General features: G+C 64.3%; 16 protein-coding genes. 10 read left to right on the forward strand and 6 right to left on the reverse strand.

Annotated features, from left to right (window positions below; translation table 11 throughout):
* Positions 1–775: substrate-binding domain-containing protein (locus tag EN749_RS22085; RefSeq protein ID WP_128363960.1), on the reverse strand; the 775-nt coding region annotated here is incomplete at its 3' end.
* Positions 776–1,141: 366 nt separating this feature from the next.
* Between EN749_RS22085 and EN749_RS22090 the strand changes: the two genes are divergently transcribed.
* Genes EN749_RS22090 through EN749_RS22100 form a run of 3 tightly spaced genes read left to right on the forward strand, consistent with a single transcriptional unit; the run spans position 1,142 to position 2,440 of the window.
* On the forward strand, positions 1,142–1,330 hold the full coding sequence (locus EN749_RS22090) for a type II toxin-antitoxin system HicA family toxin (RefSeq protein WP_128363961.1): 189 nt from the start codon (positions 1,142–1,144) through the stop codon (positions 1,328–1,330).
* 5 nt (positions 1,331–1,335) lie between these two features.
* Positions 1,336–1,737: a type II toxin-antitoxin system HicB family antitoxin gene (locus EN749_RS22095; protein ID WP_128363962.1), complete on the forward strand. Its 402-nt coding sequence runs from the start codon at positions 1,336–1,338 to the stop codon at positions 1,735–1,737.
* A gap of 4 nt (positions 1,738–1,741) precedes the next feature.
* A complete protein-coding gene (locus EN749_RS22100) occupies positions 1,742–2,440 on the forward strand; it encodes a RibD family protein (protein ID WP_128363963.1) in 699 nt (232 codons plus the stop codon).
* Positions 2,441–2,520: 80 nt separating this feature from the next.
* On the opposite strand, the gene EN749_RS22105 is transcribed toward EN749_RS22100, so the two are convergent.
* Positions 2,521–3,411: an SDR family oxidoreductase gene (locus EN749_RS22105; protein WP_128363964.1), complete on the reverse strand. Its 891-nt coding sequence runs from the start codon at positions 3,409–3,411 to the stop codon at positions 2,521–2,523.
* 90 nt (positions 3,412–3,501) lie between these two features.
* Here EN749_RS22105 and EN749_RS22110 point away from each other — a divergent pair, with 90 nt between their 5' ends.
* Entirely contained in the window at positions 3,502–4,335 is an 834-nt protein-coding gene (locus EN749_RS22110) for a helix-turn-helix transcriptional regulator (RefSeq protein WP_189367647.1), read from the forward strand.
* Between the two features lie 19 nt (positions 4,336–4,354).
* On the opposite strand, the gene EN749_RS22115 is transcribed toward EN749_RS22110, so the two are convergent.
* Entirely contained in the window at positions 4,355–4,801 is a 447-nt protein-coding gene (locus EN749_RS22115; protein WP_128363966.1) for an SRPBCC domain-containing protein, read from the reverse strand.
* Positions 4,802–4,961: 160 nt separating this feature from the next.
* Here EN749_RS22115 and EN749_RS22120 point away from each other — a divergent pair, with 160 nt between their 5' ends.
* Both EN749_RS22120 and EN749_RS22125 read left to right on the forward strand, forming a co-directional pair.
* Positions 4,962–5,714: a pseudouridine synthase gene (locus EN749_RS22120; RefSeq protein WP_128363967.1), complete on the forward strand. Its 753-nt coding sequence runs from the start codon at positions 4,962–4,964 to the stop codon at positions 5,712–5,714.
* Between the two features lie 119 nt (positions 5,715–5,833).
* Positions 5,834–6,235, forward strand: coding sequence for a VOC family protein (locus EN749_RS22125; RefSeq protein WP_128289562.1), 402 nt, complete (start codon positions 5,834–5,836; stop codon positions 6,233–6,235).
* Positions 6,236–6,266: 31 nt separating this feature from the next.
* Here the strand turns inward: EN749_RS22125 and EN749_RS22130 are convergent, their stop codons facing one another.
* Positions 6,267–6,848 (reverse strand): histidine phosphatase family protein, encoded by a 582-nt coding sequence (locus tag EN749_RS22130; protein ID WP_127809745.1) that lies wholly within the window; start codon positions 6,846–6,848, stop codon positions 6,267–6,269.
* Positions 6,849–7,056: 208 nt separating this feature from the next.
* Between EN749_RS22130 and EN749_RS22135 the strand changes: the two genes are divergently transcribed.
* The 3 genes from EN749_RS22135 (at position 7,057) to EN749_RS22145 (ending at position 8,457) form a co-directional block, all read left to right on the forward strand.
* On the forward strand, positions 7,057–7,506 hold the full coding sequence (locus tag EN749_RS22135) for a universal stress protein (RefSeq protein ID WP_127809744.1): 450 nt from the start codon (positions 7,057–7,059) through the stop codon (positions 7,504–7,506).
* Positions 7,507–7,623: 117 nt separating this feature from the next.
* On the forward strand, positions 7,624–8,181 hold the full coding sequence (locus EN749_RS22140; RefSeq protein ID WP_127322506.1) for a sugar O-acetyltransferase: 558 nt from the start codon (positions 7,624–7,626) through the stop codon (positions 8,179–8,181).
* Positions 8,182–8,271: 90 nt separating this feature from the next.
* A complete protein-coding gene (locus EN749_RS22145; RefSeq protein ID WP_245463733.1) occupies positions 8,272–8,457 on the forward strand; it encodes a DUF1778 domain-containing protein in 186 nt (61 codons plus the stop codon).
* Between the two features lie 39 nt (positions 8,458–8,496).
* Here EN749_RS22145 and EN749_RS22150 read toward each other — a convergent pair whose 3' ends face one another.
* Together EN749_RS22150 and EN749_RS22155 are read right to left on the reverse strand one after the other, a co-directional pair.
* A complete protein-coding gene (locus EN749_RS22150) occupies positions 8,497–9,261 on the reverse strand; it encodes a sulfite exporter TauE/SafE family protein (RefSeq protein ID WP_127809743.1) in 765 nt (254 codons plus the stop codon).
* Between the two features lie 27 nt (positions 9,262–9,288).
* A complete protein-coding gene (locus EN749_RS22155) occupies positions 9,289–9,498 on the reverse strand; it encodes a hypothetical protein (RefSeq protein WP_128289565.1) in 210 nt (69 codons plus the stop codon).
* A gap of 112 nt (positions 9,499–9,610) precedes the next feature.
* On the opposite strand from EN749_RS22155, the gene EN749_RS22160 reads away from it, so the two are divergent.
* A partial coding sequence (locus EN749_RS22160) for a LysR family transcriptional regulator (protein WP_145990970.1) occupies positions 9,611–10,022 on the forward strand: 412 nt, incomplete at its 3' end.

Genomic DNA, 10,022 nt, shown 5'->3' on the forward strand with positions numbered 1-10,022 from the left:
GCTTGCCGTCACGCACCGCGACCAGCGCTTCCGGCAGTGCATCGAAGCCGTAGATCTTGACGTCGGTGAAGTTGCGCGCGGCACAAGCCTCCATGGCGCCCAGCGCCATGTCGTCATTGGCGCAGACGATGGCGTCCGGCTTGCCGTTGGCGGCAAGGCCGGCCTCGGTCACCGACAGCGCCTCGGCGCGGGCGAAGTTGGCGGTCTGCTCGAAGACGATCTGGTACTTGTCCTTCAGCGGATCGAGAACGTTGTGAACGCCCTTGTTGCGGTCGATCGCCGGGCCGGCGCCGGGCTGGCCCTGAAGGTGGAAGAGTTTGGCGCCATTGGGAAATGCCGCCACCACCGCGTTGGCTTCCGCCTCGCCGCCCTTGACGTTGTCGGCGCCGACATGGGCCAGGATGCCCTCGACGCCGTCGACGCGGCGGTCGATCGTCACCACCGGAACGCCGGCCTTGACCGCTTCCTCGATGGCCGGCGCCAGCGCGTTGACGTCGAGCGGCGAGATGACAATGGCGTTGACCTTCTGCACCAAGGCCGCCTCGATGTCGGCGGTCTGCTTGGTGGCCGAGTTCTGGCCGTCGCTTTCGGTCAAATTGACGCCTTGCGTGGCGGCTTCCGCCTTGATCTCGTTCAGCATGTGCACGAAGAACGGAAAGCCGAGACTGGGCACCGAGCCAAGGATGGTGAGCTTGTCCTGCGCAAACACCGAGGGCGCGGCGACCATCATGGCGCCGAAAGCCGCGGACGACAGCAGGAATTCACGTCTGTTCATGGGATCCTCCTCCACAAAAACGCACGACCCCGAAAACCGGGATCGGTTTCAGGAAGGATCATGCATCGGTTCAAAGTGTTGGAGCATCCTCCCTGCGCCCGAAAACGCATGCCGCTCCAGCTGGCCGCCGCTGTAAAAAGAGCCTCCCACCGACGCCTGCGCAGGGATGCTAACCCAGGGCCAACCATTTGTGCAACCTCGATATAACAGCGCTGTTCGGCAAATTATCGGAATTGTCGGATTTCTGGATCGTGGGCATGCTTCCCAGCACAATAGACACGGCGCATCGCCTCCTGCGGCCTATTTGGCGTTGACTGACTTCATATTCCTTATTGAAAGGCCACCATTAAATGTGTATAAATACACATGAAAAGCGCCGACATTATCCGCCTGTTGAAAGCTGATGGGTGGGTTGAAGTTGCCCGAAGGGGTAGTCATGCGCAATTCAAACACCGCGACAGGCTAGGGCGGGTCACCGTCCCTCATCCCAAGCGCGATATTCCAATAGGCACCCTGCGCAGCATCGAAAAACAATCTGGACTGAAACTGAGGTGACGGCCATGAAGCAGTATATCGGACTTATCCATAAGGATGCCGACAGCGACTTCGGTGTGTCTTTCCCTGATTTCCCAGGCGTGATTACCGCCGGCAAGGATCTGGATGACGCCCGGTCCATGGCTGAAGAGGCCCTCGCCCTCCACATCGAAGGGTTGGTCGAGGATGGCGGGGCTGTTCCTGAACCCTCCAGTTTGGAGGCTGTGATGGCGGACACCGATAATCGCGACGGTGTTGCAATCCTGGTCTCGGCCCAGACCCAGACCAGGAAAACAGTGCGTATCAACGTGACGCTTTCCGACGACATTCTCCAAAGGATCGATGCCTTTGCCGAAGCTCATGGCTATACCCGATCGGGGTTTCTCGCAAAGGCCGCTGAAAAAGTGATGGCGCTTGAAGCGGCGTGACCCGATGAAGCCGCAAATCATCTGCCATATGCTCGCATCACTCGACGGCGGCCTTCATCCAAGCCGCTACACGACAAGTCCGGACGGGACCCGGGCGGAGTGGTCGAGCCTCTACGAGCATATCCACAACGACATGGCGGGCGACGCCTGGATCGTCGGCCGCGTCACCATGGCCGAAATGAGCAAGGCCGCCGCGCACCCACCGGCCAATGTCGACAAGGTCGACCGACCCCATCATTTAGCTCAACGTGATGCGGGTAGCTATGCCGTGGCGCTCGATGCCTCGGGCAAGCTTCACTTTTCCAAACCCGACATCGGTGGCGACCACGTCGTGGTGCTGCTTGGGCGCGACGTCGCCGACAGCCATTTGGCCGAACTCGCCGCCGACGGCGTGTCCTATATCGTGTCGGAAGCGGCGGACATCGATCTCGCGGCTGTGCTCGAGGTGCTCGGCAGCGAACTCGGCATAAGCCGGCTGCTGCTTGAGGGCGGCGCCGGCATCAACGGTTCGTTCCTTGCGGCCGGGCTCGTCGATGAACTGAGCCTTCTCGTGGCGCCCGCGATCGATGGACGCGCCGCCAACCAGGCCTTCGTCGAGTTCGGCGAGAGCGGCCTGGCGGGCAAGATGCAGTTGTCCCTGAAAAGCTGCAAGGCCTTGGCGCATGGGCTCGTCCATCTGCGCTACGCCGTCACCCCTGCTTGACGTTGCTCGCTGAACGGAAATGACCGCCAACCCGGCTATCCCGGATTGGCGGCCCGCTTCTGCGCCGACGCTTCAGCCGGTCAAACGGCGTATTGCATGGCGTCGAGATCGGCGATCAGCGTCGGGCCGGTCGGATGCCAGCCCAATCGTGCCTGTGTCAGCGCGCTGGAGGCCGGCAGATCCATCGGCGCGAACATTGCCATCCAGCCGAAATGCTCCGCCGCTCTTTCCGGCGCGATGGAGACGACCGGCAATTTCAGGCCCCGGCCAAGCGCCTCGGCGATGGCCCGCACCTCGACGCCTTCCTCGCCGACCGCGTGATAGCGTGCTCCCGGTTGCCGCTTTTCCACGGCCAGCCGGTAAAGCCGCGCCGCATCGAGGAGATGGCCCGCGGAGAAGCGGTTGCGGCCCTCGCCGACATAGGCCGAGACGCCCCTTTCACGCGCGATCTCGATGAGCGGCGAGATAAGCCCTTGCTTGACCGGATTGTGGACCTGCGGCAGCCGCACCACCGACAGATTGATGCCGTTTTCCAGAAGCGCATTGCCGGCCAGCTCGGAGGCTATGCGCGGATTGGGGTGGCTGGCATTGAAGACGTCCTCGCTTGCCAGTTCGCCATGCCCAGCGCTGCCCATGCCGACGCCGGAGGTGATCACCAGCGGCCGGTCGGAGCCGGCCAGGGCGGCGCCGAGTGCGGCGATGACGCGCTTGTCCTTTTCGCAATTTTCGGCAAACCGCGAGAAATCATGGTCGAACGCCGTATGGATCACAGCCTCCGCCTTCGCCGCGCCGTCGCGCAGCCCCTCGGGATCTTCGAGGGTGCCCCGATGCACCTCGGCGCCTGCCGCGACCAGCGCCTCGGCGCCGGCGTCGAAGCGGGTCACGCCGACCACCTGGTGGCCCGCCTTGATGAGTTCGGGAACGATCGCCGAACCGATGAAACCGGTCGCGCCGGTGAGAAAGATACGCATGCAAAATCTCCTGCACAGTTGCCTGCGTAATATTGCTGGTCTATTATTCTATTAAAGTAGTGATCTTATCATGGTATAATGGCTAACAGGATGTCCTCCAGTTCCGCCGGCTCGCTGGCAGCGTTCCTCAAAGACCGGCGCACGCGGCTCGATCCGGCGTCCTTCGGCTTTTCGGGCCGCCGACGCACGCCGGGACTGCGCCGGGAAGAGGTCGCCCAGCGCGCCAACATCAGCCCGACCTGGTACACATGGCTGGAACAGGGCCGCGGCGGTGCGCCCTCGGCCGATGTCCTCAATCGCATCGCCAAGGGGCTGCTGCTGACCGAGGCGGAGCGCGAACATCTTTTCATGCTGGGGCTCGGGCGCCCGCCCGAGGTCCGCTACACCGGTGCCGAGGGTGTCAGCCCACGGCTGCAGCGCCTCATCGACACGCTCGATGCCAGCCCCGCCATAGTCAGGACCGCTACGTGGGATGTCGTTGCCTGGAACCGCGCCGCGCGAGTCGTGCTGACCGACTACAGCGCCCTGCCCGAGGGCGAGCGCAACATCCTGCGCTTCATGTTCCTCAGTCCCCATATCCGCGCCAGGCAGCACGACTGGCAAAACCTCGCTCGTTTCGTGGTGGGCTCGTTCCGTGCCGATGCGGCACGCGCCGGCGCTGTCTCCGAGGTGCGCGAACTCGTCGACGAGCTTTGCAGCGCCAGCCCCGAGTTTGCCGCCCTGTGGCGGGCAAACGACGTGCTCAGCCACGGCGACGGGACAAAGCGCCTGAAGCATCCGGAACTCGGCGATATCGAGCTGGAATATTCGGGCTTCGCGGTCGACGGCCGGCCGGATTTGAGCCTGACCGTCTACAACCCGGTCGACAGCGCCGTCGCCGATCGCATCCGCGCGCTGGCTCTCGCCCGACACCCCAAAGAGTAAGGGCCGATGACGCCCGCCCTCAAGCACGCTCGCAGACCGCTTTCAGGATCTGCAAGGTCGGCCCCCAGTAGAGATTGGCATGCGGACGGATCGCCGGTTCGGCAAAATCGCTGAGCGTCAGCGTCAGCAGCGTTCCCTCATCCGCCGGCGCCAGATCGAAGCTGAGCACCGTGTGGTTTTCGGGCACGTCCGCCAGCCGCGAGGCCGACAGCGTGCTCCAGTAACTATAGGCGAAGCTCCTTCCCGGCTCAAAAGCGCGGATGGTGCCATGGTTCTCGAACGGCATTCCGTGCAGCAATCCGCGCATCACGATCGTGCCGCCGGCCTGTCCTTGCAGGCTGACGGTCAACTCCTCGTCGGACATCCATTGCGGGATCATTTCTGGCGTCGTCAGTATCCGCCAGACCTTGGCCGGCTCGGCACCGATGACGACGGTCTTGGTGATCGGCGCGGTAGACTCACTCATGCGAAGCAAGTTTATCGCGAATGCGGCGGCGACAATATCGCCGGTCCAAGAGTTGCGGATGCCGTCATTGCCCTTGCCCTGCGCACGATTGCAGCAGCGCGGCTTGCGAAGCGATCGTGGCCCGTGGCATCTGTCGGCTCCACCAGCGCAGACGGGCAGCATGACACCACGCCAGACACGGCAGAGCGGCAGGCAGGCGGCGCCCGGCGTCAGTCTCAACCGCGCCCTCTCAAAACTTGGCCTGTGCTCGCGCACGCAGGCGGATGTGCTGATCGCGGAGGGCCGCGTGCGCGTCGGCGGCAAGGTCGTGCGCAATGCAGCCCTGCGGGTCGACCTCGACCGCGACCGCATCGTCGTCGACGACAGGCCGGTGGTTGCCGAGCGCAAGGTCTATCTCATGCTCAACAAGCCGCGCGGGCTGGTCACCACCCGCGACGACCCGCAGCAGCGCGACACCGTCTATGCCTGCTTCGAAGGGCTCGACCTGCCCTTCGTCTCGCCGGTCGGCCGCCTCGACAAGGCCAGCGAAGGCCTGCTGCTGATGACCAACGACACCCGGTTTGCCAACCGGCTGATGGACCCGGCTTCGCATTTGCCGAAAACCTACCGCGTGCAGATCGGCACGGTGCCGGACGCGGCGATGTTGAAGACGTTGCGCGCGGGCGTGAGCGTCGACGGCGAGATCCTGACCACGAATTCGATCGAATTTTTGCGCAGCGGCGGCCGCACCGCCTGGCTGGAGATCGTGCTCGACGAAGGCCGCAACCGCCACATCCGTCGCCTGCTCGCCGCGCACGGCGTCGAGGTCCTGCGCCTCATCCGCATCGCCATCGGCCGCCTGCCGCTCGGCGACCTCGCCAAGGGCACGGCACGGCATTTGACACCGGAGGAACTGGCGCTGCTGACGGGGTGAGCAGCGCTTGCGCTGGTGCAGGCTCACAGCAATCCTTCCTGACGGAAAGCTGTCAGGAGGCCTGGCCTATAAGTCGGATGGGAGCCGGCCACGGCTTCAACGATCAGGGAGCCAATGCGATGAACCTCGTCTCTGTCCGCATCATCACGTCGGACGTTCAGCGCCTCGTGCGCTTCTACGGCGAGATCACCGGCATGCCCGTGACGGTCTACACGGAAGACTTCGCCGAACTGGCGACACCGGCCTGCACGCTGGCGATCGGCAGCACGCGCACCTTGATGCTGTTTGGCGGCGACATCGCCCGCCCCGCCGACAACCACACCGTCATCATCGAGTTCCGCGTCGGCGACGTCGATGCTGAATTCGCCAGGCTCTCGGACCTCCTCAGGAATATCACTGTGCAGAAGCCGACCACCATGCCCTGGGGCAACCGCTCGCTGCTGTTTCGCGACCCCGATGGCAATCTGGTAAATTTCTTCACGCCGGTGACCGCCGAAGCGATCAAGAAATTCGACAGATAGGGCGGAAGCGGCGCCGCTGGCCAAAGCCGCCCTACTTCTGGTTCCATTTCCGGATGACCGGCTCGCTCAAATCATGCTCGTAGCCGAGCACGCTGATGCTGGCTGTTTCGAGCACAAGCAGCGCGCCGCCTTCGGGCGGCAGGCCAATCCAGCGCGCCGCCAGCACGCGCAAGAAATGCGCGCTGGAAAACACCAATATGCCGGCATTGGCCTCGCGCAGCCCGGCGATAATCCTGTCGGCCCGCACGCCGACATCGGCCGCCATCTCGCCCTTTGGACAACCATCGCGAAACACATTCCAGCCGGGGCGCTCGGCCAGGATCTGTTTTGTCGTCAGCCCCTCATAGGCGCCGTAGTCCCATTCCTGCAGATCGTCCTTCTTGGCGCTCTGCGCGCCGAAGCCGGCCAGTACGCTGGTGTTGTAGGCGCGCTGCGACGGGCTCGACCATACGGCCGAAAAAGACAGCCCCTTGAGCCTATCGGCGACACCCCGCGCCGCGGCCTCGCCAACCGGGGTCAACGGCATGTCGGTGCGGCCGGTATGCTGCCCCGAAAGGCTCCACGCCGTCTCGCCATGCCGGACCAGATGGATTTGGGGATACACGCTGCTCATGGGATGCCTTTCGATGTGGTCCGGCACCTTAAGCGACGATGCGGCAAAGGGGAATCCGCTTGGCACAAAACTGCGTGGTCGCCTGGCCTTGATCCGCGGCAGGCCGGCCCTGTGATCGGCCCGAGGCCGCAACTATATCAAGGCCAGCCTCCACAAGGCTCCCGCCACCACAAGGGCACGGGCCCTTGCACAACAAGTCGAGATCGTCATGTACAAACATCTGCTCATCGCCACGGACGGATCGGAACTGGCCGACAAGGGCGTTACTCACGGCCTAACGTTGGCCAAGGGCCTCGGCGCTGCTGTCACCTTCGTCACCGTCTCGGAACCATTCCCGATCTTCGCCTTGGGCGGTGCCATGGCCGGCTATGCCGCCGGCAACGAACTGGCTGCCTACAAGGAAGAGGCGGGACGACACGCTAAGGAAGTGCTCGACAAGTGCAAGGCGTCGGCGAACGCCGTCGGCGTATCCGCGGAGGTCGTGCATGTCGAGGACAAGCGGCCCGCCGAAGCCATCCTGGAACTGTCGCGGGCCCTGGGCTGCGACCTGATCGTCATGGCTTCGCACGGCCGCCGCGGACTGGGCAAGCTGCTTCTCGGCAGCCAGACGGCGGAAGTGCTGTCCTACACGGAAATCCCGGTGCTGGTCGTCCGCTAGGGCGTTTTCCCGGGCTGGAACTGACTTTCGGAATCATGCTCAAATAACAGCCGGAGACCATCCCGGCGCGGCTGTCGTGCGCCAACATTGTTCGACCGCGCCGGAGAAAATTGACGAATGGCGGACGAGGGTCGCACCAGGATAATTCCCAGCGGAATGCCGCAGTCGGCCGCCATGCTGGCCGACGTCAAACGGGCGATGGCGACCACCGCAAGCCTCAACCGCTTGACCTTCAACGACGCGGCTGAAGTCCGGACCCTGTTCAGCGAACTCATTGGCAGGAAAGTCGACGACAGCTTCCTGCTGATCCCGCCCTTCTACACGACCGGCGGATCCGATATCCGCGTCGGGCGCAATGTCTTCATCAATCAGAACTGCACCTTTTATGATCTTGGCGGGCTCGACATCGCCGACGATGTCATGATCGGGCCGAATGTCAGCCTCATCACCTCGGGCCATCCCCTCGAACCGTCGCGGCGTCGCGCCTTCACGACCGCAAAGCCGATCGTGATCGAACGCAATGTCTGGATCGCGGCCGGCGCGACGGTCATCGGCGGCGTGACGGTGGGCGAAAACTCGGTTGTCGCGGCGGGTTCCGTGGTCACTAGGAACGTTCCCCCGAACACGCTTGTCGGGGGAAACCCGGCCAACGTCATCAGGTCGATTGCCGAATGAGGGCGCGACTTTTCATCGGGCGGCCGGACCGACAGATCGTAGTGACATCGTCGCTATGCTATGCTGTTAACGCAGGGAAGGAGCCCATTCATGCGCAAGGACTTCATGCTTGAAGCGTTGCAGCGTGCCACTGAAGACACGTTGCTCAACCGCGACATCTTTACTGTCGAGCCGGATGTCTACGCCGCTTTTCTGGAACGTCTCGACGCGCCGCAGCATCCGAACCACCGGTTGCGCCGCACCATGACGACAAAGCCTCCATGGGACGCTGCATGACGCTAATGATCACGCTCCGCGCCAATCCCCACCGGCCGCTTAGGATGCCGAAGACCAGAGCGCGGCCTCCAAGACCAGATACCCGCCCAGCATCAGCAGCCCGGCGAAGAACACCGTGCGAAACGTCTCGACGCTCATCGCCTGGCGCAGCGCCTGGCCGGCGAACATGCCGGCGAGCGCCGGCGCAAGCGCCAGGACCGATCCCGCCAGTTGCATTGTCGGCGATGCGAACGCGCCTGCCTTGAACAACCCAAGGGCAAGAGCCGCCGTCGACACGGTGAAGGACAGGCCGAGCGCTTGGATGAGGTCTTCCCGGCCCAGCCGCAGCGATTGCAGATAGGGCACGGCCGGGATGACGAAGACCCCGGTGGCGCCGGTGACCAGCCCGGTCGCCACACCGACCAGCGGTGATACCAACGCCTCGTGGTGCGCCGGCGTGGTGAAGCCAAGCTTGAGCAGGCCGAGAATGGCGTAAAGCACCAGCGCCGCACCGAGCCCGGCCGAGGCAACGCCAGAGTGTGTGCCGGTGAGCAGGCCGGTCCCGGCGACGGTGCCAAGCACGACGCCGGCCATCATCGTCCACAACCGATTGCACAGCCCGCCGAAGGATGGGCCGGTGAACAACTGCCAAAGATTGGTGACCAGCGACGGGATCAAGAGCAGGGCAGCCGCCTGCGCCGGCGGCATCGTTACCGCCAGCAGCCCCATCGCCACGGTCGGCAGCCCCATGCCGACGGCACCCTTGACGAAGCCCGCGGCAAGGAAGACCGCGCCGATCCAGGCGATGACGCCGACGCTCAGCACGGTCGTTCCTTCGGGGTGCCGCTTCGATCAGTCATGCAACAGCATGTCCGCCGCATGATCGTCGGGTGCGGGTTTTGCAGGCGTTGCTTCATGGTGGACAGGGGCAGCCATCGCCACGCAACCGCACTGGCCGGGCTCCGCTCGCGCCATGGCAAGCGAGGCCACCGCGATCGCAAGCACGATCGCCGCGCTTTCAAGTATGCCGGGTCCATGCCGGCCTGGCGCCTTTTCGCTCATCGCGCATCTCCATCGCAAAAGATTTGACTGACATGCCGGCCGCCCACAATGTGGAAGTTACGCCGTCAGCCTTCGCCTACGCCGAAGGCTGAAACCCTGCAGGAGAAGAAAGATGCGCTTCGATCTTACCGATCTCCGGCTGTTCCTGCTGGTCGCCGAGCGCGGCAGCATCACCCATGGTGCCGAACTTGCGGGGCTGGCGCTCGCCTCCGCCAGCGCCCGCATCAAGGGCATGGAGGAAAGCCTCGGCGCGCCGCTTTTAGAGCGGCGGCGGCGCGGCGTGGTGCCGACGGCCGCCGGGCAGGCGCTGCTGCACCATGCGCGGGCGGTGCAGAACCAGATCGAGGCGATGACCGGCGACCTCGGCGCCTATGCCACGGGCTTGCGCGCCCGCGTGCGGCTGATGGCCAACACGGCCGCCACCAGCGCGCTGCTGCGCGACATGCTGCCGGCCTTCCTCGTCGCGCATCCCGGCATCGACATCGACCTCGACGAGCGCCCCAGCCACGAGATCGCAGAGGCGG

Origin of the sequence: Mesorhizobium sp. M7A.F.Ca.ET.027.02.1.1 (assembly GCF_004022985.1) — a bacterium.
Lineage (GTDB): Bacteria > Pseudomonadota > Alphaproteobacteria > Rhizobiales > Rhizobiaceae > Mesorhizobium.